The sequence below is a fragment of the Microbacterium sp. bgisy207 genome (assembly GCF_057706855.1).
Genome location: NZ_JBYIPB010000002.1, coordinates 1 through 20,797, shown reverse-complemented (window position 1 = coordinate 20,797; position 20,797 = coordinate 1). Strand labels below are relative to the sequence as shown.

Below are 20,797 nucleotides of genomic sequence, written 5' to 3'. Positions count from 1 at the left end.
GCCCGAACGCGCCACGAAGGGCGCCAAGAAAGGACCGCATGGGGATTCAGGCAGCGATGGACCGGGTGACCGGGGCCTCGACGATCGTCGAGGCGCTGCGCGCTGCCGATGACCTCGCCTTCGAAGCCGGGCGCGATCCCGGGGTACGCACGCTGCGCGTGCTCTCCGCCGCCCTCGCCGGCAGCGATGACATCGCGGCGATTGCGGCGGTGCACGCGCTGTCCGAGATGCTCGACGAGCAGGCGGCAGCGAGACTGGTGTCCCTTCTCGATGACCCCCGGCCTTTCGTTCGCGAACACTCCGCCTGGGCTCTGGGGCAGGGGCTGCCGCGCCTCGCCGCGGTCGCACGGCTGATCGCGCTCGTCCGACGCGGCGGGTTCACCGGAATGCTGGCCCAGCACACTCTCGAGAAGTGGTCAGTCGCCGCAGGTGACGTTCTCGCGGTCGCCCTCGAGTCGGTCCTCGCGGCTTCGGCGGACACGAACGATCCCGCGGCCCGCGCGCGCCTCGTCGAGACGCTGGGACTCGTCCGGCAGTCCTCGGCCACGCGGACCCTCCTGACGATCGCCCGCGACGACGCGGAGCACCTCGAGGTGCGCGAGGCCGCAGTTGCGGCCCTCGGACAGCGCTCGAGGGAACCCGATGTGCGGCGGGCGCTCGAACACCTCGTCGCGACCGGCGGACCGCTCTCGGACCAGGCCCGGTTGGCGGTCATCGATCTGGAGCCCCCGCCCGCGCACACGCGCATGGAGGACGCGGGGGCACTGACCATCGCCCAGCTGTTCCTGCACGCCGACATCGACCCACACCTGAGCAGTGCGGGCGCGGGCGACAACGGCGGGATCGCGACGCTGCTGGTACGACTGGGGGATGCGCTCACGCGCGATCCCGACGGCGTCCAGCGGGTCATCACCCTCTCGCGGGGATCTCTCTCGCAGGCCACTGCTGATCTGCTGGATGTCGCGTCGCTGGACACCGGCCACCTGTACGGTCATGTCCCGCTGGCCCCCGCGCCCACGCCCTCTGCGGCGGCGTGGCCCTTGCGCGTCCGGGCACGTCGCGGCATCCGTCGCCTGCTGCGCGCGGCGGGGCGCGTCGACGTGCTGCACCTGCGGATGGCCGACGTGGGATCGCTCGCCGCAGCCGACGTCGCCCGGGAACTGGGCATTCCCACCGTGTTCACCCTCGCTCCCGATCCGCACGGGGTCATCCAGTCGCTCGACCGGGCGGGGACGCTCACGCGCGAGAATTTCGGCGAGACGGACCTCGCCGAACACTTCTGGTTCCGCACCAGCCTGGTGCGTTCGCTCGCCGGTTCCGCCTCCCACAGCGTGCTCTTCCCCCGCCCGCACCTCGTCGACGATATGCGCTCCCTCGTGGGCATCGACCTCGACAGCGTCCCGGAGCGGCACACGATCGTGGCGGAGGGCATCGACCTGGAGGTCGTCGATCGCGCGGTGGCGCTCGTCGAGCGCGTCGATGGCACGACGGATGCCGATCCCGCGCTGGCCGAGCTCGCCGACCTCGTCGGCGCTCTCGATCCGCGGCGACGCGATCTGCCTCTCATCGTGAGCGTCGGCCGGATGCACCGTGTGAAGGGCATGGCGACACTCGTGGAGGCGTGGGCCGGCGGCGATCTCCGTGACCGCGCGAACCTGCTGATCATCGGCGGCGACCTGGAGAATCCGTCCCTGGACGAGCGGGAGCAACTCGATCGCATCGATGCGGCAGTTCCCGCATCCGAGCGAGCGGCCCGGGGACTCATCCTCGCGGGACATCGACCCAACGACGTCACGGCCCGGTGGGTCGCCGCGGCGCGCCTCGGGATCCCCGGTCGTGTCGGCGCGCACGGCGTGTACGTGTGCGCGAGCATCAAGGAAGAGTTCGGCATCGCGCTACTGGAAGCACTCGCGACAGGCCTCGTGGTCGTGGCGCCCGATGGCGGTGGCCCGGCGACGTATGTCGTCGACGGCGATACGGGCTTTCTCACCGCGACCTGGGATCCGCACGCTCTCGAGCACGCCACGCACCGCGCGCTGGACCGCGCCGGGCTGGCGGACCCGGCCATCGCATACCGCGCCCGCGTGATGGTCGCCGAGCGCTTCACGATTCAAGCGATGGCCGCCGCACTGGCGCCCGTGTATCGACGGGTGGCCGAGCAGGAGGCCGAACTCGTGCGGGCGGCGGAAACCGCATGACGCTGCTGGTCATCAGTCCCGACTACGCCTCGCATCTGCTCCCGCTCGCGACTCTCGCGACAGCCTGGCGTGAACGCGGAGAACACGTGGTGGTCGCGACCGGACCCGCGACCGAACCGATCGTGTCACGCTTCGGCTATCGCCGAGTGAACCTGCCGCTCGGTCGCGGAGCGAACGCGGGCATCATCCGGACGGCGCAGCAGCAGGCAGAGGAAGCCGCGTCACTGGAGGGATTCTTCGACGCGACGCGCCACGGGATGATCCCCACACTGCTGTATCAGGCACGGGAGCGCTTGACCGACCTCATGTGGCAGCCCGAGGATCGCGCCCGCGCGACCCTGGCGGTCATCGAGCAGACAAAGCCCGACGCGATCCTCGTCGACCACCTGGCGTTCAGCGCGCGACTCGCGCTGCACACCGCCGGGATCCCCTACGGAGATGTCGTGCTGGGACACCCGAGTGCGCTGCCGGTATCCGGAGAGGTGTACGGGTATCCGCCGGCATGGCCGCGTGCCTTCACGCCGTCCCGTGACGAGCAGCGCCAGCTCCGCGAGGTCTGTGTCGAGGTGTCGGCGCGGTTCACAGCGCAGTGGAACGAGGTTGCCGCACGCCTGGATCCGAGATCCCGCGGCGTCGAGGACGCATTCGCGACCCACGGCGAGCGCGTGCTGTACAACTATCCCGCCGAGCTCGCCCGAACCGACGGACGGGCGCTGCCCCCGCACGTCTTCCTCGGATCCACCCGACGCGCGGAGCCGGGAGACGATGAGGTGACGAGCTGGCTCGCCCGCGGCGAGCCGTTCGTCTACGTCAGCTTCGGCAGCTTCCTGTCCGTTCGCGGCGACGTGCTCGCCCGTGTCGCCGCGGCACTCCGAGGCATCGGCATCCGTGCGGCGATCTCGACGGGTGCCACCGACCCGGCGGAGCTCGGACCGACCCCGCCGGACTGGCTCGTGCGCGAGTACCTGCCGCAAGTGCGGCTTCTCGATCACGCCGCCGCCGCCGTCACGCACGGCGGCAACAACTCCGTGACCGAGGCCGTCGGAGCTGGCGTCCCGCTTCTCGTGCTGCCGTTCTCAACTGACCAGTTCGCCGGAGCTGCAGCAATCGAGCGCGAGGACGTCGGACGCGCTCTGGACCCCAATGCGGCAAGCAGCCACGATCTCACGCGCGCACTCTCCGAGCTGCTCGACCCCACGTGGGCGGGGCGGTCTACCCTGGAGGCGATCAGCGCCGATCAGCGCGCCGATCCGGGCCCCGAACGGGCCCATCAGTCGCTCACGGATCAGGCTGTGATGTCGTCCGGTAGCCCAACGAGGGCGGCCATCGCGGCACGGTTCCCTGAGGCATCGCGATAACGCTGCATCCGCGCCGCGTTCGCCTCGTACCCGGCGCCGGCGCGGACTTCGCCGACGTGGTGGAGCGCGTACACGCGGCCCTCGTGGCGACGGGGAGGCTGACCGAGCAGAGTCTGGTGAGCAAGGTTCCACGCGGCATCCTCGAATCCCCATCCTCGGAAACCGGCATCCTGCCCGCCGTGGCGCGCCCAGGTGCGCGGAGTGGCGATGTACACGCCCGAACAGGCCCCCGAGACGATCTGTTCCACGGCACAGTCCGCGAGCGGGACGCCGCGGGCGTAGTCGGCCGACCCGGAGGCACCGAGCCAGCGGTACTCCGTGTACGGGAGGTGCACCACGCCGCTGGTGCGCGCGGCCGCGATCGCCTCCCGCACCGGCCCGACCTCGGGGATCGTGTCGGCGTCGCCGATGACGACCACCTCGTCGGGAGCCGCCTCCGCCATCGCCCGGTTCCGGCACGCAGCGAGCACGAACGGAATGTCCCCCGTGTCGACCGTGCTCAGCGGAAGATCGGGAAGATTCTCGCGATACCACGACACCACGCGGTCGAAGGCGTCCAGACGCGAGGGGGCGGGGCGCCAGGGAAGGACGATGCGGGCGTCGGGCAGGGCGGGCAGAGGGCCAGCAGCGGCAGACAAGTCGGGTGATTGCACTCCACCATCATGCGACCGATCGGGGCCTGCTCCGAGCGCAGAGGACAATGATGAATGTGCCGAACCGCACTGCGGGACACACCCCGCACGCCGCAAGGAGCTCCCGTGTCGGAACTGTTTGACTACTTCGCCCATGTCGACCTGCCCACGCCGACGGTCGGCGTCGAGGAGGTCGAGCGTCTGTGCAGCCAGACATTCGGCCTCACGGTGGCCGCCCGGCCGCTGGGGAGTCAACAGGATCAGAACTTCCGCCTCTTCCGCCGTGGTTCGGATGAGGTGGTGGGGGTGCTGAAGCTGAGCAACCCGGTCTTCAGTGAGCTCGAGATCGAGATGCAGGATCTCGCCGCGCAGGCGGTGGCGAGGGCCGACTCCTCCGTGCGGGTACCGTGCATCGTGGTCGGACCTCGCGGTCCGATGCGGGCATGGTGGGAGACGTCGGAAGGACCGATCCACGCCCGCGTTCTGGAGAACATCTCCGGCCAGACGCTGACCGGGTCGAGGTACCTCTCGCCGCGCGTGGTCGAGCGCCTCGGCGACCTCGCAGGTCGAGTCAGCCTCGCGCTCGCCGGCTTCACACATCCCGCGAGCGGCCGCATTCTGCAGTGGGATCTGCGTCACGCGCGTCGCGTCATCGAGACACTGCTCCCTCAGGAGCCGGATGCCCGAGTGCGCACCGTCATCGAACGCGCCGTTGACGGCATCGCGACGCAGCTGGATGCTGTCGCGGATCGCCTTCCGATGCAGGCCGGTCATTTTGACATCACGGACGACAACGTGCTGCGTCGGGAAGACCGGGCTCTCCCCGACGCGGTGATCGACTTCGGTGACATCCTCCGCTCATGGCGAGTGGCCGAGATCGCCGTCACCGTGTCATCCGTGCTGCACCACGACGGCGCCGATCCCCTATCTACGATCCCCGCCATCCGCGCTTTCCACGCCAGGAGACCCCTCACCGGGGACGAGATCACCGCACTCTGGCCACTCGTGGTCCTGCGGGGAGCGACACTCGTACTCAGCGGGCGCGCCCAGGTACGGCTCGACGCGGGCAATGACTATGCGGCAAGGGCACTGGACCGCGAGTTCCGTGTCTTCGACAGGGCGACCTCGGTTCCCGCATCCGTCATGACCGAGGCGATCCGGATGGCGCTGCACCCAAGCGACCCGCTCCCGCCGCGCGCATGGCCCGGAGCGCCCCTCCTTCCGCTGCCGAGCGAGACCGTCATCCTCGATGCCGGTACCGTCTCCGCGCTGAACGACGAGGGCGGGTGGCTGCACGGGGGCACGCTGCAGCGGGCGGCGCTCGCTGCGCTGGACGGCGGGGCGCCGATGGTCGCTCTTCCCGCCTGGCAGGCCATCGCGACCGGCGCACCGCAGCGCACGCCCTCCGCACCCGAGACGGTTCCGACCGGCGCCACCGTGTGGCTGGCCGAGCCCCAGCGGGTGACGCGGCAGGACGGCGAGGTGACGGTGGGCGACGGGATCCTCACCTGGATGAGCGGCGACGAGGTCGTCACCGTCGCCGGTCTTCCCGAGGATGAGGCCTCGGATCTCCTTCCTGCGAGGACACCCCTCTTCGTACAGCGGCGTTCAGCCGCAGGCGATCGCCCCCCGGCGATGGTCGTTGCGACTCTGGCGCCCGCGTGGCGTGCCCTCACGGGCGATCCCGCCGCGGCGCTGGGGATGACCGCCGCAGCTGCGCGCGATGATGACATGCTCGGGCGTCGCCACCGAGTGCTGGCGGAGGTGCAGGAGCATTACTACGCAGCCCCGCCCCGAATCGAACGCGGGTGGCGAGAGTATCTGCTCGACCTCGACGGTCGCGTGTACCTCGACATGGTCAACAACGTCGCCTCCGTCGGGCACGCGCACCCGAAGGTCGTCGCAGCGGCGACACGGCAAGCGAACCTGCTCAACACGAACTCACGCTTCCATTACGGAGTGATCACCGAGTACGCCGAGCGCCTCGTGGGGACGCTGCCGGCGGAACTCGACACGGTCTTCCTCGTCAATTCGGGGTCGGAGGCCACGGATCTCGCAATCCGGCTCGCGATGGCCACCACCGGGCGCAGCGACATCGTCGCGATGCGCGAGGCGTACCACGGCTGGACCTTCGCGAGCGATGCAGTCTCGACCTCTCTCGCCGACAACCCGAACGCCGTCTCGACGCGGCCGGCGTGGGTGCACACGGTTGCTGCGGCCAACTCCTACCGCGGTGACCATCGCGGACCGGATGCCTGGCAGTACGGACCCGAGGCCGTCTCGACGATCGACGAGCTCGCGGAATCCGGACACCCCCCTGCCGGGATCATCTGCGAACCGTTCTTCGGGAATGCGGGCGGAGTCGCCCTGCCCGACGGCTATCTCCGGCAGGTGTACGACGCGATCCGGCGCCACGGCGGGGTGGCGATCGCCGACGAGGTCCAAGTGGGATTCGGACGGCTCGGCGAATGGTTCTGGGGCTTTCAGCAGCAGGGCGTCGTCCCGGACATCGTCGCCGTCGCCAAGTCGATCGGCGGAGGGCACCCGCTGGGCGCGGTCATCACGCGGCGCGAGATCGCGGACCGGTATCGCTCACAGGGATACTTCTTCTCCTCGACCGGAGGAGCGCCGGTGTCGGCAGCCATCGGGCTCGCCGTGCTGGAAATCATCGAGCAGGAGGGCTTGCAAGAGAACGCTCGCGTCGTCGGGTCGTACCTGAGGCAGCGCCTGGAGCGACTGGGCGACACGTATCCGATCGTGGGCACCGTCCACGGTTCAGGTCTCTACCTCGGCCTGGAGTTCGTGCGCGACCGCGGGACCTTCGAACCCGCGACGGAAGAGACGGCCGGGATCTGCGATCGTCTGCTGACCCTCGGTGTGATCATGCAGCCCACGGGCGATCATCAGAATGTGCTGAAGATCAAGCCGCCGCTGTGCATCTCGCGCGAGTCGGCCGACTACTTCGTCGATGCGCTGGATCGCGTGCTGCGCACGGGATGGTGACCGATCTCGACGCGGGAGGTTCAGGACCCGGAGCGCTGAGCCCGAATGGCGCGGAGGGCCATCTGCACCGCGATGAAGGCGACGAAGATCGAGAAGAGCACGTTCCCGATGAACGGGTCGACCAGGGTGGCGATCCAGGCACCCAGTGCTGTCGTGGTGCACGCCGCGATACCGATCGCGACAGCGGCGGGCAGGTCCACGTTCTTGCGCCGAATGTTGCCGACAGTTCCCGACAGTGCCGTCGGGATCATCATGAGCAGCGAGGTGCCCTTCGCTTCGAGATCGCTCGCCCCGAACAGGATGATGAGAACGGGCACGACCACGATGCCGCCGCCCACCCCGAGCAGTCCCGCGAGGATCCCGGTGATCAGACCGAGCAGGACCAGCCCGATCGTGGAGATGATCGTGAACTCGATCTCGGCATCCCGCGACGGGATCACGATGTACAAACTGATGATGACCAGGACGAGGAAGCCGACGAAGCCCCAGCGCAGCACCGGTAGCGGGAGCCGGTGCAGGAGCCATGTGCCGATCTGCGCACCGACGATCGCTCCGGCGGCGAGGATGAGTGCCGCGATCCACGAGACCGATCCGGTCAGGGCGTAGGAGACGACACCCACCGCGGCGGTCGGGACGATCGCCGCGAGCGAGGTGCCGGCCGCGAGACGCTGATTGAAGCCGAGGAAGAACACGAGCGCGGGCACGATCACGGTCCCGCCACCGACACCGAACAATCCCGACAACAGACCTGCAGCCAGTCCTACCAGTACCGCGACGATGTAGAAGCGCGCGGTGCGCGGCGGGGGTGTCGTGGTCATCTGCTCGCTCTCATCGGCGCCGGAACGCCGGCCGTGCCAGCCTACTCTTCCGACGCGGCAGCTCTGACGCCGCGCAGGGCCTGCGTCACTCCACGCTCACCAGGTCGTAGACAGCCCAGCCATCGTCATCCGGCACGAGCGTGTACTCGTACTCGACAACTTCTCGAACGGCTGGCTCGATCGGCTCGCCGTCCTGGTCGAAGTGGGCCAGATAGCTCTCCTGCGTCACCACCGTGTACTCGTACCCCGGACCACGGATGTCGGTCACGACGAGCGCGTAGTCCGAGTACCACTCGGTGAACGCGTTCGACTGTCCCGTGAAGGTCGCGCAGTCCTTGATCTGCACGACCTCGCGCAGCCGCTCCGTGGTGACATCGACGAACAGATCGCAGTCCGCGGTCTGCCAGGCTTCGTCGAACTCGTAGACCGCCTCGACAGCGCCGCGTTCGTCGTCGTTCTTCGGCTCAGCGGCGGCCGCGGCATCGACCCGACCGAAGCCGAGAATCGCCAGCGGGATCAGGACAGCGGCAAGCACCACGACGGCGAGCATCAGGATGCCCACAATGAGCCATACGATCCACGTGCGGCTGCGCTGCGGCGCGGTGGCAGCGACGAAGATACCCGATGACCCGGCATCCGTGGTTTCGGGCTCCGCGACGCTGGAGGGTTCGCTGTTCTCGGGCGAGAGCGGCGGTCGGTGGGACTGCTCGGGTGCGGGCGACGATCGGGGACGCTGCCAGGGGTCGGGCATGCCCTGCGGATGCGGCTGCACGTGCTCGGTCCACTGCTGTCCGTCCCACCACCGCAGGGCGCCGTGGCCGTCGTCGTACCAGCCCGGGGCGATCGCCGGCATCCGTTCTCGTTCCTCGTCGGTTCAGGGTTCGGCGTTCACTCTATCCGCGACACCGTTTGCTCTGCACCCGGCACGGGGCTCGCCCTGCGGTCAGTACTCGTAGCTGACGGAGCTGGCAACGATCCAGCTCGCTGCGAACCAGACCACCGGTGTCAGCACGGTGACCGCCGAGAGCACGAGGGCGATGACGGCGACGGTGATTCGGCGACGGGCACGGATGTCGAGAACGAGAGCGACGATGGCCATGGCGAGTGCGACGAGCGCCATGATCACGGTGATCGGGATCGTGAAGAACATCAGCGCCCAGGCCGCTCCCATCCCGGGGAGGTAGCCGAGCGGGATGACCAGTGCGGACACGAGCACAGCAATGATCGCGACGATCAGTGCCGTGACGCCGAGCGCCGAACGTCGGGCGGTGACGGGTGTGGAGGAGCTCACGCTGCGGAGTCTACGGCGAGCTACCGACGCCGGGGGTCGATCTTCACCCGGTGGGAGCTCGGCGCTGCCGTCAGAGGCTCGCGACGTAGCCGCCCGCGAAACCGCCGGTGAAGAACCACAGCGGCACGAACACGGCCATCAGAGAGAGCACCAACCCGGCGATCGACCACGCGAGCGTGCGTCGTGCGCGGATGTCGAGGATCAGGGCGATGATCGTGATGACCAGCGCAATCACCCCGACGATGATGGTGAACGGGAACGTCATCAGCAGGAACCACCACGCCAGCGCCATGTCGGGGAGGAAGCCGACCACGAAGACCACGAGCGAGGGAGCGATGGCAAGGACAGCCGCGGAGCACCCGATGATCGCAAGGATCGGGATACGCCGTGGCGCAGCCGGTGAGGGAGAAACGGATTCGGTCACGAGCGCATTTTAGGGCGCATCACCGATTCCGTATCCCATCCGAGTATCACTCGTCGGCGCGACCGACAAGGGGCGGGCGGGGGGAAGCCGGGAGGGCTATCGTGTGGTTCGACGGAACGTCGAAAGGAAAACCGATGGCAACTCAGTCCGATACATCGACGGCAGCCAAGAGCGAGACATCCGGTGCCCCGCGTAACGCTCGCCGGCCCGCGAAGGGCGGGGCGGGCGCGAAGCTCACCGATGAGCAGAATGCCGAGAGCGGCTTTCAGGCGTCCACGCAGCTCGGTGAGAACCTGCAGCGCGTGCTCGTCGACTTGCTCGAGCTTTCTCTCCAGGGCAAGCAGGCGCATTGGAACGTGGTCGGACGGAACTTCCGCGACACCCACCTGCAGCTCGACGAGATCATCGACGCTGCCCGCAGCCTGTCGGATGTCGTCGCCGAGCGGATGCGGGCTCTTCACGCCCTTCCCGACGGACGCAGCGACACGATCGCAGAGACCACCTCGCTGCCCGAGTTCCCCCACGGCGAGGTCGACACCGACGAGGTCGTAGACCTGATCACGGAGCGCCTCGAGGCCGTCGTCGCAACCTGCCGCGCCGTGCACGACGAGGTCGACGACGAGGACCCCACGAGCGCCGACATCCTGCACGAAGTTCTCGGGCAGATGGAGCAGTTCGCCTGGATGGTCAGCGCCGAGCACCGTATCCCCCAGGCTCGCTGACCGACCGTCGCGAGTGGGCCCGTTCGCGGGCCTCCCGAGAGCCTGGGCTGTACACCCCGGAACGAAGAAAGAGGCCCGCGAGGGGCCTCTTTCTTCGTAGCAGGAGCGGGGCTCGAACCCGCGACCTCACGATTATGAGTCGTGCGCTCTCACCAACTGAGCTACCCTGCCGCACGGCATCCATCGGTCACGAAGTGGATGCTGCGAGCCCCGAGTCAGGATTGAACTGACGACCCCTTCCTTACCATGGAAGTGCTCTGCCACTGAGCTATCGGGGCGTAGCCCGACCTCGCGGGCAACTAGAAGAGAATATCAGAGCACGGTCATCCGAAAGAACCGGCGACGTCTCTGATCACTGGTCGACGGTGATCGGTGCTTGGGGCACGGTAACGACCGTCGAGGCGACGTTGTGGGCTGCCAGCCACGCCATCGGCTCGGTGGGGGTCTTGCCGTTCAGGAGCACCTCGAAGTGAAGGTGCGGCCCCGTGGAGCGCCCCGTGGTGCCGACGGTTCCGACGACGTCGCCGAGCTTGACTACTTGACCGGCCTCCACGCGAAGCGATCCGTACTGCATGTGAGCGTAGTTCGTCGATACCAGCTCGCCGTTGACGATGCTGTCGATCACGACCTGCACGCCGTACGCCCCGCCGGCCTCGGTGGCGATCCGGACGATGCCATCGGCCACCGCGTGGATCTCGGCTCCCTGACCACCGGGGGCGAAGTCCACACCTTCGTGCAGCCGGCCCCAGCGCATGCCGTACGGAGAACTGATCGGCACACCGACGACGAACGGATACTGCACGGCAGCCGTGGAGTTGTTGACGTAGGTCGCAGCCGTCTCACGCACGCCCGCCTCGACGGCGAGCTCGGCCATCGACACCGCCGAATAGCCTTCCTCACGACTCAGGGCTGCCGTGGAGGCCTCAGCGGGCGCGACGTACGCCTGAATGTCCTCGACGGGCGGCTCCGTCCCGCCATCGGCGACAGCGACGATCGACGCGGTGGACCCCTCCCCGCCACCGGCGGCGGCGACGGCCTCCACCGGCGTGGTCATGCCGACGGCAAGCAGCCCGACGATTCCCATGACGCCAACGGAGAAAGAGGTCGTGGTGAGACGGCGCACAGACGCTGCTCGTGGACGGCGACGGGCGATGTGCTCCGGCGCTGGCGAAGAAGGGTCGCTCTGCCCGGATGCCTCAGCTGACGGCGCAGGCTCCGCGGGAAGGGTGGCTGTCGCCCCCGTTGCGCCGAACATGCGTACGGTCCGCTCGAAGATGTCGCCGTCGACCTCATCGGCCGGCGACTCGGGCTCGACGTCGGTCACGAAGCCGGGAAAGGACTCAGACGCCGCGTCGGCGACCGCGGGCAGGGGCGTGGCGTCGGCATCCGTATCGGCGATCACCGGCTCGTGTGGCGCGTCCGAGACGTGCACGTCGATCGGCCGGGTGACGGGTGCGGTCGCCGGCGCCTGGTTGATCGGCGTAGCCGCGACGGCGTCATCGAGCGGCAGGGCGTCGGTCGACGGGGCGATAGGCGTAGAGATCGAACGGCGCGCGCGACGGGTCAAAGGAGCCGCGGCCGCCGTGACCTCATCCGAGAGACGAACGTTCTCGACGTGTCGAGTGGCGTCGAGCCCTGCCCCGGCGAGTGCGTCAGCTTCGGCATCCGTCAGGGGTGCGTTGTGAGCACGCGAGCGCAGGCCCGCGGGCCGGGGGGTGGGCGGGTCTCCCGCGCGCTCCGAAGCACCAACGCCCCGGGCATCGGCGAGGGAACCAGTGGCTTCTGCGCCAACGCGACGGGTACGGCGCAACTCCGCCCGAGAGGGCCCCGATGACTCCGGCGCCTGCGCGGGCGCGGGAGTCGTGCGACTGGAACGGCGCGTGCGCGCTGCGTCAGCCGCAGGAGTTTCGGGGGTCACGGCGGTGGATCTCGCTCTCGGTCGTCGGGCACGACACGGGTGGTTCGGATGCTACTCACCCTGCTCTGCGACGGTTTCCCGGATGCGCAAAGAAGGTAACGATACGGTAAACGCTACCCGCTCCGACCTGAGAAAGCCATGGACGGGACCCCATTCTGGGGATTCCACAGTCGATTCCGCGGATCCGTTGTCAGGGTTGCGCGAGCCCGGACAGCCTCTCGTAGATGCCCGGTACCGCTGCGATCACCAGAACGCGGCCGGTCTCATCCGGCGGAAACACACCGAACCTCCCGCCGGATTCAGTCACGATGAGTCCAGCCGCAGCGTGGTCCCACGGCTTGAGGCCGCGCTCGAAATAGCCGTCGAGGCGACCTGCTGCGACCGAGCAAAGATCGATGGATGCCGCGCCCATCCGCCGGATGTCCCGCGCCATCGGCATCACGCGAGCAACGCGCGTGAGATCGCCCGCGTGTGTCGTCGGGTCGTAGCCGAAACCCGTCGCCAGCAGTGCTCCCGCGGCAGAAGCATCCGTCTCCACGCGGAGTCGCCGCTCACCGAGCCACGCTCCGCCGCCACGAGCGGCGTGGAACATCTCGTCCAGGGGTGGCACATAGACGGCGCCCGCAAGAGCGGTCCACTCCCCCGGATTCAGGGGGCCCTGCACTGCGGCAATGCTCACGGCATACGAGGGGATCCCGTACGCGTAGTTGACCGTTCCGTCGATCGGGTCCACGACCCACGTGATGCCGCTGGTGCCCGGATCGGCATCCGATTCTTCACCGAGGAAGCCGTCTGCGGGTCGGATCTCGCGCAGTCGGGCGCGGATCAGCGTCTCCACCTCGCGGTCAGCATCCGTGACGATATCGGCGATCGCGGACTTGGTCGCCGCAATCGAGACTCCTTCGCTGCGACGAACGAGGGCGAGCTGTCCCGCTTCGCGAGCGAGTGAGGTGGCGATGCTCTCGAGATACCCCGGGTCTGTGTCGGTCACCCCCTCACGCTAGCGCCCGGTCAACCCTGCCGCGGTGTCGCTTCGTGGTCGTCAGCCTCACCGCCCGGCGCCGACTCGGCAGCCGGGACGCCCGGCTCGCTCTCGGTCGTGGACACGGCTGGAGCTGGAGCATCGGCGGCGCCGTCCGCTGCGGAGGTATCAGCGATGTCGGCCGATGCGGGAGCGGGAGGAGGCGCGACGGGCGCGAAGATCTGGGCTCCCGGCGTGGGGTGGCCGGTGTAATACGCGTTCCAGTCGGGCGAACCATCCGGGAGCATCGGCAGCGGTGTCACACCGTCGACATACATGGGCCATGGAAGCAGTTCCTGCTGACCCGCGGCACCGGCCGCGGGCGGGGCTGCCGACCGGCCCGTCGACGCGGCAAGGGGCGACGCGCCCGCGGGTCCCGGCGCAACGAGCACATTCAGCAGGGGCACGAGCGCGGTGCCGACCGCGGCAAGGATGACGACCGCGACCACGACGCGCCAGTAGAACTCGGCGAAGGAGATCCAGTCTCCGAAGACGAGCGGCAGCAGCAGCAGGAGGGTGAGCAGAGCCACGAGTCCGACAGTGATCGGGGCGAGAATGCGCGTCGCGGGCACCGAGTGACGTAGCACGGCGCGTAGGAAGAACCGCGCGTGCAAGAGCGCAAGCTGAAGCACGAGGACCACGAGGAGGAAGCGGATGAATCGCTCAGGTCCGACGAAATCCCATCCGTAGAAGGACCAGGGCTGGGGCATCCAGATGAGGATGATGCCGGCAAGGAGCGCGACGACCCACGTGGCGATGCTGGCGATTGCGAACCACGCCGGGCGGCTCGGGGCGAGCCGGGCCTCCATGATCGCGATGCCGGCGAACCCGGCGAACAGCAACACGGTGATGAACGCTCGCACGATCGATCCGGTGTGCGGGCCGACGAGCACCCAGACGACGCAGATGAGCGCTGCCGCAACCAGCGCGCCGATCGCCACCCAGATCGCGGCGCGCGCATACGGAGACCGTGCGCCCAGCGACGGCTCCGGGATACCCGAGGTCGGAGGCGGCGACGGGACGTGCGGCGCGGGAGCGTCTGGCGGCGGCGTGGTCATGAATCCTCCTGAGGGTCGAGGTCGCTGTCATCCTCGCATGCCAGCCTCAGATAGGAACCCTCGATTGCGGACGACTGTGGACGAATCCCGCCGAGGGAGACGGTTGGGGGGACGGATTTCTGGCAGCCCGTCACTCGCTGTAATATTGCAACTCGCGCCTCCGGTCGACTGCACAAGCCGGGCGGGTGCGCACTCGGCAGGTTACCCAAGCGGCCAAAGGGATCTGACTGTAAATCAGCCGGCATAGCCTTCGGGGGTTCGAATCCCTCACCTGCCACCAAACGAAAGACGGGTCTCGCGACAGCGGGGCCCGTCTTTCGTTTGTAGAGCATCGCGGGTTCGAACCCCCGGGTGGGCCCACGCCGTCCGAGGCTCCGCGCGCTGCGCAGCAGCGTGTGGAGGGGCGGTGGGGACGAATCCCTCACCTGCCACCAAACGAAAGACGGGTCTCGCGACAGCGGGGCCCGTCTTTCGTTTGTAGAGCATCGCGGGTTCGAACCCCCGGGTGGGCCCACGCCGTCAGAGGCTCCGCGCGCTGCAAAGCGGCGCGTGGAGAGGCGGTGGGGACGAATCCCTCACCTGCCACTCTGTGAACAAGGGGTCTCGCGCAAGCGGGGCCCTTGTTCGTGCCGCCCGAGGCTCCACGCGCTGCGGGCTCGGAAGACCCGATCCTCGGCTCAGCTGCCGAGGTGTTCGGCGCCACCGGTGAGCGCCTCCGGCGTCCGCAGCAGCGCCCCCGGCACACGGCAGGTGGCGGCGGCGATGTCCATCGCGGTCGCGAGGACATCGGTCCACTCGTCGGCGGTCGTCGGGTCGCGCTGGACGATTCCCGCGACGAGAGCGGCGAGGGATGCGTCCCCCGCGCCCATCGTGTCGATCACCGCCCCCGGAAGGGAAGAGACGGGCTTGGTCACCGTTGCGGCCTCCGCGACCAGCGTCGCTCCCCCGGCGCCGCGTGTGGCAAGAACGGTCGGCACACCGAGTTCGCGCATGCGCGCCACCGCTGCATCGAGATCAGCCCCATACAGGAGACTCGCGTCGTCGTCACCGATCTTCACGACGCCCGCGCCGCGTGCGAGCGCCTCGAAACCACGACGGAACTCGTCGAGGTCCTTCATCATCCCCGTGCGCGGGTTGGGATCGATCACGAGCCGGTCCGATGCCCCGCCCACCGCGTCGATGAGCAGTGCCGTCTGTTCGGTGTCATCGAACGGATAGCAGCTGACGACGACGCGATCGGCATCCGCGATCGCGTCGCGCTCGGCCTGACCGAACTCGATCCGGCGCGCCTGCGCTGCCTCATTGAAGACATAGGTCGGTTCGCCGTCGACCCGCACGCTGACCGCGCGCGAGCTACCGAGCGGCGAGGGTGAGGGCAGGAGCCCCACGCCGTGGTCGGCGAGATAGGAGCGGATCTTCGCTCCCGCGTCGTCGTCGCCGACCATCGCGACAAGCGTGGTCGGCACCCCGAGCCGCGACAGTCCGACCGCCACATTCAGTGCAGCGCCGCCGACGAACTCACGTACACCTGCGTCATCGCGCAGCTCATCGATCAGCGCATCGCCGATCACCACCACCGAACTCATGCCGGGGCTTCTCCGTTCTCGAGGACGCGCGCGACGAAAGCTTCCGTGCGGCGTCGGGTTCCGTCGATCTTGAGGTCTACGCTGCCGCGCATCTCACTGGGCGCGAGGGGTGCGGCAAGGCGAACGTTGTCGTGACAGGACAGGTCGGTGCAGATGTAGGTGCCGATGCTGTCGCCCTGGGCACCGGCATTCCCGGCGCGGCGAGCCGTGAACAGTGAGACCTGATTGCCGGGCTGCATCGTGTGGCACAGGTTGCACATCGCTGCCCGCGCGCGCGACGAACTCTCGGATGCTCGAAGCACGACGCCCCGGGGTTCACCGCCGACCTCTGCCACCAGGTAGCCGCGGCCCCGGAACTCCGGATCCCGCCATGCGAGAAAGTCGAAGTGGTACCAGTCGGTCGTGCGGGCACTGAGGGGGACCTCGATGACCCTGAGCTCGTCGGGTGCGGCGTTGACGAACGACGCACGAAGCTCCTCTTCCGTGAGCGGGCGCATGCCACCTCCTGGTCTCAGTCTACGAAGCGCGGTCGGATGAGGCCGCTGCTGCGGTCTCCGAGGCCCTCGCGTCTAGACTCCCTGCATGGCTGATTCATCGTTCGACATCGTGAGCAAGGTCGACCACCAGGAGGCCGACAACGCCCTCAATCAGGCGCGCAAGGAGGTCGAGCAGCGCTACGACTTCAAGGGCACGGATGCCTCGATTGCCTGGAGTGGCGAACAGATCCTCATCAAGGCCAACTCCGAAGAGCGCGCCAAGGCGGTTCTCGACGTGTTCCAGTCCAAGCTCATCAAGCGGGGCATCTCTCTCAAGAGCCTCGACTCGGGCGAGCCGGTTGCCAGCGGCAAAGAATACCGCATCGTCTCCAGCCTCAAGGACGGGATCTCCCAGGAGAACGCGAAGAAGATCAACAAGATCATCCGCGATGAGGGTCCGAAGTCCGTCAAGTCGCAGATCCAGGGCGACGAGCTGCGGGTCCAGTCCAAGAGCCGCGACGACCTGCAAGAGGTCATCCGCATCCTCAAGGCCGCCGACCTCGACGTCGACCTGCAGTTCGTCAACTACCGGTGAGGTCGGCTGGTGCCGCTGGGCAGGAGGACTCCGGCCAGCGCTCCTACCCGGTCGCCGATGTCGCGGGGCCGGCGGACTCGTCGATCCGCCGCAGCCTCTCGATGAGGTCGGTGACCTGCGCGTCGGTGAACAGCGCGTCCGGTCCCTCGGGCGCGATGCCGGTGAACGGGTCTTCGTAGAGGCGGCGAGGGTCAAGATAGCCCGAGATCGAGAGCTGCTCGATGATCAGATCGACGAAGACGTGCTGGCGGTGGCTGAAACCGGGCGCGGAGACGAAATCGGCGAGCGCTTCTTCGGCGGCAGAGCGATCGAGACCGACGATGGAGCGGATCAGCCGGCCGAGTCCACCGGCGTCGGTGGCCTGGGAACGCAACTGGGAGGCATCCACTCCCCCGGCGTTCACGAGGATCGTCTCGAGCTCCTCGAGGTCGAGCGCCGTCAACTCACGACCGGTGCGCAGCTTGCGCAGGGCGAGGTTGTCGGCGTGGGTGTCGAGGAAGCCCGACACCTTCTCGCGGAACGCGCGGCGATCGAGTCCGGGCATGATCCGCACGATATCGACCTCACGGCGCTCGGCGACGGTATCGGCGAAGTCCGTGTAGATCGGATGCTGGCCACGGGCGTCGATCAGACGCACGAGATCGCGTAGCCGGGCGCGCACGGATTCGAGATTCGTGAGGGTTGCGGCATCCCACCACTCCGGATCGCCGATGGCTCCCAGGAGTGCCGCCTGCTGGTCGACGGCGGGGATGCCTCGGCGCTGATGCAGGGCGGAAGCGACGTCAATGACCCGCGCGATGATCGCCTGCGGCACCGGGTCGCCGGCGGCAACGGCCACTTGCGCCTCGAGCAGCAGCAGATCGAACCTCTTCGCGGCTTCGTCGGTGTCGGATTCGGATGCCGTCGGCAGCCCCGCGAGCGTCGCCGCGTCATCGAAGTCGGCGGCAGTGAACCGCTGCCATGCCTGGGCGGGGACGAACCGGTCCACGGTGCGCAGGTGCTTGCGGACCAGGAAGTTCTCGCGGTTCATGCCGCCCACGGCGGCGTGCAGCCGTGCCGCAAGGTGCTCGCGCAGCGGGACGGCATCCGGATCATCGCGTCCTGCGAGCAAGCCGAGTAGCCGCAGGCGCGCCAGGAAGGATCGCTCCGTGACGGACGGGGCGCGCGTTCCGGATGCCTCGGCGATGTCGGCGTTGAAGTACTCGATGTTGCCGCACACGTCGAAGATGACGAAGTCGGTCTTCGGCTGGCCGGGGCCGTACAGGTCGGGGCGGAGCCGGGTGCCGCGCCCGACCATCTGCCAGTACTTCGTCTGCGAATGCACGGGCTTGAAGAACACGAGGTTGACCACGTCGGGGATGTCGATGCCGGTGTCGAGCATGTCGACCGAGATGGCGATGTAGGGTTTCGCGCCCGGCGTGGCGAACCTGTCGATCAGCGTCTGCGCGTATGGGCCGGAGGCGTGGGTGACGACCTCGGCGACCTCGCCGCGGTGTTCGGGGAAGTGGGCGTCGAAACGCTCCTGGATGAACTCGGCGTGCCGCTGGTTCTTCGCGAAGATGATCGTCTTGCCCAGCACGTCCCCGCCGGAGACGTAGCGGCCTTCGTCGAGCAGGATCTCGAGCACGGTGTCGACGGTGTCGGCGTTGAACAGCCAGCGGTTGATGACGGCAGCATCCACTTCGTCGGGGATCTCACCGTCCTGCCATTCGAGTGCGTCCCACTGCTCGCGCTCTTCGTCGGTGAGCTCGGCATAGCGGATGCCGCGACTCATGAATCCGAGGTCGATCACGCGGGCGACGGGAGGCACAAGGTAGCCGCCGGCGATCGCGTCGTCGAGTTCATAGGCCTCGGTAGGCACGCCGTCGTCGAGGCCGAAGAGGCGGTAGGTGTTGTGATCGATGTCGGCGCGGGGCGTGGCGGTGAGGCCGACGACGAGCGCGTCGAAGTAGTCGAAGATCTCGCCGTAGCGGTGATAGATCGAGCGGTGTGCCTCATCGACGACGATCAGGTCGAAGTACCCGGGGCCGAAGCGCCGCAGGTTGTCGTCTCCGGCATCGATGAGGTTCATCACCGTCGCGTACGTGGAGACGAACACCCTTCCCTCGCTGTCGCGATCGGTGAGCAGGTTCACCGGCGCACTGTCGGGAAGGTGCGCTTTGAACGCGCCGACGGCCTGGGCGACGAGTGCGGTACGGTCGGCCAGGAAGAGGACCCGCTTGACCCAGTTGGCCCGCTGGAGCACGTCGATGAGCGCGATCACGGTGCGGGTCTTTCCGGTGCCGGTGGCCATGACCAGCAGTGCGCGGCGGCGCTGCTGTTCGAAAGCATCGGCGACGGCTCTGATCGCACGGAGCTGATAGGGCCGTTCGACGATGGCCCGGTTCACCTCGACCGTGCTGAGCGGCCTGAGTGTCGAGCGGCGCTGGATCGCGAGGACGAGTTCGTCTTTCGTGTGGAATCCGGCGACTTTCCGCGGCGGATAGCGCCGATCGTCCCAGTACCACGTCTCGTAGCCGTTGGTGTAGAAGATGAGCGGACGCTGACCGAAGTCCCGCTCGAGGGCATCGGCGTACAGCCGTGCCTGCTCGCGACCTTCTTTGGGACTCGTCGAGGTGCGCTTGGCCTCGACGACTGCGAGCGGCTTGCCGTCGTCGCCCCACAGCACGTAGTCGACCTTTCCGCTGCCGGAGGGACTGGGGATGCCGGTGACCGGCCACTCTCGGTCGCGAGCGTCGTCGAGGGCCCAGCCTGCTTCGTGCAGCAGCAGGTCGATCAGCTGCTCGCGCGTCTCGGCTTCGGTCGCGTCGGTGGGGTCGGCGATGTTGTGTGCGGCGTTGCGTTGGGCGTTCTCGGCTTTGAGCCGCGCGATCTCTGCGCGCAACTCCTCAATCTCGGCCTGCGCCTTCACTCCGAGAGCCGCCGCTTCGCTCAGCTGCGCGCGGGCGTCGTCGAAGTCGGCTTGGATCTTGAGGAGTTCGGCGCGCGCCTGCCGCACGATCGACGCGGGTGCCGGCGGGACCCTGTCGAGAACGAACCGCTCGGGCTGCGGCGCTGCCGGGTCGCCGTAGCAGTGGTGAAGCCAGAGGCACACCCGGTGAAGCTGTTCGAGCGATCCGCGCGCCCGCGCGAGCGGCATCTCGTCATCCTTGTGGACGGCGTCGTTGCCGACCAGGCGGATGATCTTGAGGCTCCCGCAGATCGATTCGCCGACGGTGTCGCGGAAGGGCTTCTGTGCGGTGAGGTTGGCGAAGGTGTCGTCGTAGGGACGCGGAAGGTCCTCAGCGGAGTAGACCCAGGCAGTAAACAGCTCGGCGGCGCGGCGCGCGTAGGTGGCGGATGCTCGCGGGTCGGCACGCAGGCACGCTTCGGCGCGCGCGGCGGCGTCACCGACCTGCGGCCACGCCTGCACGACGAAGTCGAAGTTCCCCACCGAACCGCTCCTCTGCCAGGAGCCGCCGACCGACCCCTGAGCCGATGCTACTGGGGCGGCACGCGGTGGCGTGCTGTGTCAGGCGTGCCGTGTCAAGCGGCGGTCTGGGGGTAGAAGGCGGGGAGGTGTCGTTCGGGTGCGACGACGTACCGGCGTCCATGCGGAGATACCCACTCGAGGGACCCGTCACTGAGGTGGGTGATGATCCACCCGCCGTGGTGCTTGACGGTGTGATGGCCCTGGCACAACGGTGCCGTGTTGGTC

At 68.3% G+C, this 20,797-nt stretch carries 16 protein-coding genes and 3 tRNA genes; 6 read left to right on the top strand and 13 right to left on the bottom strand.

Annotated features, from left to right (window positions below; genetic code table 11):
* Positions 1–38: 38 nt before the first annotated feature.
* A complete protein-coding gene (locus AC3ENO_RS01735) occupies positions 39–2,198 on the top strand; it encodes a glycosyltransferase (RefSeq protein WP_434968880.1) in 2,160 nt (719 codons plus the stop codon).
* Complete coding sequence (locus tag AC3ENO_RS01730; RefSeq protein WP_434968879.1) at positions 2,195–3,556, top strand: glycosyltransferase; 1,362 nt, start codon at positions 2,195–2,197, stop codon at positions 3,554–3,556. The genes AC3ENO_RS01735 and AC3ENO_RS01730 overlap by 4 nt, the downstream gene beginning before the upstream one ends.
* Here the strand turns inward: AC3ENO_RS01730 and AC3ENO_RS01725 are convergent.
* On the bottom strand, positions 3,484–4,209 hold the full coding sequence (locus AC3ENO_RS01725) for a hypothetical protein (protein WP_434968878.1): 726 nt from the start codon (positions 4,207–4,209) through the stop codon (positions 3,484–3,486). The two genes, AC3ENO_RS01730 and AC3ENO_RS01725, sit on opposite strands and share 73 nt — an antisense overlap.
* 105 nt (positions 4,210–4,314) lie before the next feature.
* Here AC3ENO_RS01725 and AC3ENO_RS01720 point away from each other — a divergent pair, with 105 nt between their 5' ends.
* The gene (locus AC3ENO_RS01720) at positions 4,315–7,191 is read left to right on the top strand and encodes an aminotransferase (protein ID WP_434968877.1); all 2,877 of its coding nucleotides are present in this window, start codon (positions 4,315–4,317) and stop codon (positions 7,189–7,191) included.
* Between the two features lie 20 nt (positions 7,192–7,211).
* Here the strand turns inward: AC3ENO_RS01720 and AC3ENO_RS01715 are convergent, their stop codons facing one another.
* The 4 genes from AC3ENO_RS01715 to AC3ENO_RS01700 all read right to left on the bottom strand — a co-directional run bounded on the left by AC3ENO_RS01715 (position 7,212) and on the right by AC3ENO_RS01700 (position 9,724).
* Entirely contained in the window at positions 7,212–8,009 is a 798-nt protein-coding gene (locus AC3ENO_RS01715) for a sulfite exporter TauE/SafE family protein (protein WP_434968876.1), read from the bottom strand.
* An 85-nt stretch (positions 8,010–8,094) separates the two neighbouring features.
* Entirely contained in the window at positions 8,095–8,862 is a 768-nt protein-coding gene (locus AC3ENO_RS01710) for a DUF2510 domain-containing protein (RefSeq protein WP_434968875.1), read from the bottom strand.
* Between the two features lie 90 nt (positions 8,863–8,952).
* Entirely contained in the window at positions 8,953–9,300 is a 348-nt protein-coding gene (locus AC3ENO_RS01705) for a hypothetical protein (RefSeq protein WP_434968874.1), read from the bottom strand.
* Positions 9,301–9,370: 70 nt separating this feature from the next.
* A complete protein-coding gene (locus AC3ENO_RS01700) occupies positions 9,371–9,724 on the bottom strand; it encodes a hypothetical protein (RefSeq protein WP_434968873.1) in 354 nt (117 codons plus the stop codon).
* Between the two features lie 134 nt (positions 9,725–9,858).
* Here AC3ENO_RS01700 and AC3ENO_RS01695 point away from each other — a divergent pair, with 134 nt between their 5' ends.
* Entirely contained in the window at positions 9,859–10,446 is a 588-nt protein-coding gene (locus tag AC3ENO_RS01695; RefSeq protein ID WP_434968872.1) for a Dps family protein, read from the top strand.
* A 97-nt stretch (positions 10,447–10,543) separates the two neighbouring features.
* Here AC3ENO_RS01695 and AC3ENO_RS01690 read toward each other — a convergent pair.
* The 5 genes from AC3ENO_RS01690 to AC3ENO_RS01670 all read right to left on the bottom strand — a co-directional run bounded on the left by AC3ENO_RS01690 (position 10,544) and on the right by AC3ENO_RS01670 (position 14,443).
* Positions 10,544–10,617: transfer RNA gene (locus AC3ENO_RS01690), tRNA-Met, on the bottom strand.
* Between the two features lie 35 nt (positions 10,618–10,652).
* Positions 10,653–10,724, bottom strand: a tRNA-Thr gene (locus AC3ENO_RS01685).
* 74 nt (positions 10,725–10,798) lie between these two features.
* The gene (locus AC3ENO_RS01680; RefSeq protein ID WP_434968871.1) at positions 10,799–12,364 is read right to left on the bottom strand and encodes a M23 family metallopeptidase; all 1,566 of its coding nucleotides are present in this window, start codon (positions 12,362–12,364) and stop codon (positions 10,799–10,801) included.
* A gap of 190 nt (positions 12,365–12,554) precedes the next feature.
* Positions 12,555–13,355: an inositol monophosphatase family protein gene (locus AC3ENO_RS01675; protein ID WP_434968870.1), complete on the bottom strand. Its 801-nt coding sequence runs from the start codon at positions 13,353–13,355 to the stop codon at positions 12,555–12,557.
* Positions 13,356–13,375: 20 nt separating this feature from the next.
* Positions 13,376–14,443 carry a hypothetical protein gene (locus AC3ENO_RS01670; RefSeq protein WP_434968869.1) on the bottom strand — a complete coding sequence of 356 codons (1,068 nt, stop codon included), beginning with the start codon at positions 14,441–14,443 and terminating at the stop codon, positions 13,376–13,378.
* Positions 14,444–14,638: 195 nt separating this feature from the next.
* Between AC3ENO_RS01670 and AC3ENO_RS01665 the strand changes: the two genes are divergently transcribed.
* Positions 14,639–14,723: transfer RNA gene (locus AC3ENO_RS01665), tRNA-Tyr, on the top strand.
* A 397-nt stretch (positions 14,724–15,120) separates the two neighbouring features.
* Here AC3ENO_RS01665 and AC3ENO_RS01660 read toward each other — a convergent pair.
* Together AC3ENO_RS01660 and AC3ENO_RS01655 are read right to left on the bottom strand one after the other, a co-directional pair.
* Positions 15,121–16,029 (bottom strand): carbohydrate kinase family protein, encoded by a 909-nt coding sequence (locus AC3ENO_RS01660; RefSeq protein WP_434968868.1) that lies wholly within the window; start codon positions 16,027–16,029, stop codon positions 15,121–15,123.
* A complete protein-coding gene (locus AC3ENO_RS01655; protein WP_434968867.1) occupies positions 16,026–16,526 on the bottom strand; it encodes an FBP domain-containing protein in 501 nt (166 codons plus the stop codon). Before AC3ENO_RS01655 ends, AC3ENO_RS01660 begins: the two co-directional genes overlap by 4 nt.
* An 85-nt stretch (positions 16,527–16,611) precedes the next feature.
* Here AC3ENO_RS01655 and AC3ENO_RS01650 point away from each other — a divergent pair, with 85 nt between their 5' ends.
* Positions 16,612–17,100, top strand: coding sequence for a YajQ family cyclic di-GMP-binding protein (locus AC3ENO_RS01650; RefSeq protein ID WP_434968866.1), 489 nt, complete (start codon positions 16,612–16,614; stop codon positions 17,098–17,100).
* A gap of 43 nt (positions 17,101–17,143) precedes the next feature.
* Here AC3ENO_RS01650 and AC3ENO_RS01645 read toward each other — a convergent pair whose 3' ends face one another.
* The gene (locus AC3ENO_RS01645; RefSeq protein WP_434968865.1) at positions 17,144–20,533 is read right to left on the bottom strand and encodes a DEAD/DEAH box helicase family protein; all 3,390 of its coding nucleotides are present in this window, start codon (positions 20,531–20,533) and stop codon (positions 17,144–17,146) included.
* Between the last annotated feature and the right edge of the window lie 264 nt (positions 20,534–20,797).

Excerpts from the sequence above, each read along its gene's own strand:
- AC3ENO_RS01735 (WP_434968880.1), top strand. The coding sequence starts at position 39 with ATGGGGATTCAGGCAGCGATGGACCGGGTGACCGGGGCCTCGACGATC.
- AC3ENO_RS01710 (WP_434968875.1), bottom strand. The coding sequence starts at position 8,862 with ATGCCGGCGATCGCCCCGGGCTGGTACGACGACGGCCACGGCGCCCTG.
- AC3ENO_RS01715 (WP_434968876.1), bottom strand. The coding sequence starts at position 8,009 with ATGACCACGACACCCCCGCCGCGCACCGCGCGCTTCTACATCGTCGCG.
- AC3ENO_RS01730 (WP_434968879.1), top strand. The coding sequence starts at position 2,195 with ATGACGCTGCTGGTCATCAGTCCCGACTACGCCTCGCATCTGCTCCCG.
- AC3ENO_RS01695 (WP_434968872.1), top strand. The coding sequence starts at position 9,859 with ATGGCAACTCAGTCCGATACATCGACGGCAGCCAAGAGCGAGACATCC.
- AC3ENO_RS01670 (WP_434968869.1), bottom strand. The coding sequence starts at position 14,443 with ATGACCACGCCGCCGCCAGACGCTCCCGCGCCGCACGTCCCGTCGCCG.
- AC3ENO_RS01650 (WP_434968866.1), top strand. The coding sequence starts at position 16,612 with ATGGCTGATTCATCGTTCGACATCGTGAGCAAGGTCGACCACCAGGAG.
- AC3ENO_RS01655 (WP_434968867.1), bottom strand. The coding sequence starts at position 16,526 with ATGCGCCCGCTCACGGAAGAGGAGCTTCGTGCGTCGTTCGTCAACGCC.
- AC3ENO_RS01660 (WP_434968868.1), bottom strand. The coding sequence starts at position 16,029 with ATGAGTTCGGTGGTGGTGATCGGCGATGCGCTGATCGATGAGCTGCGC.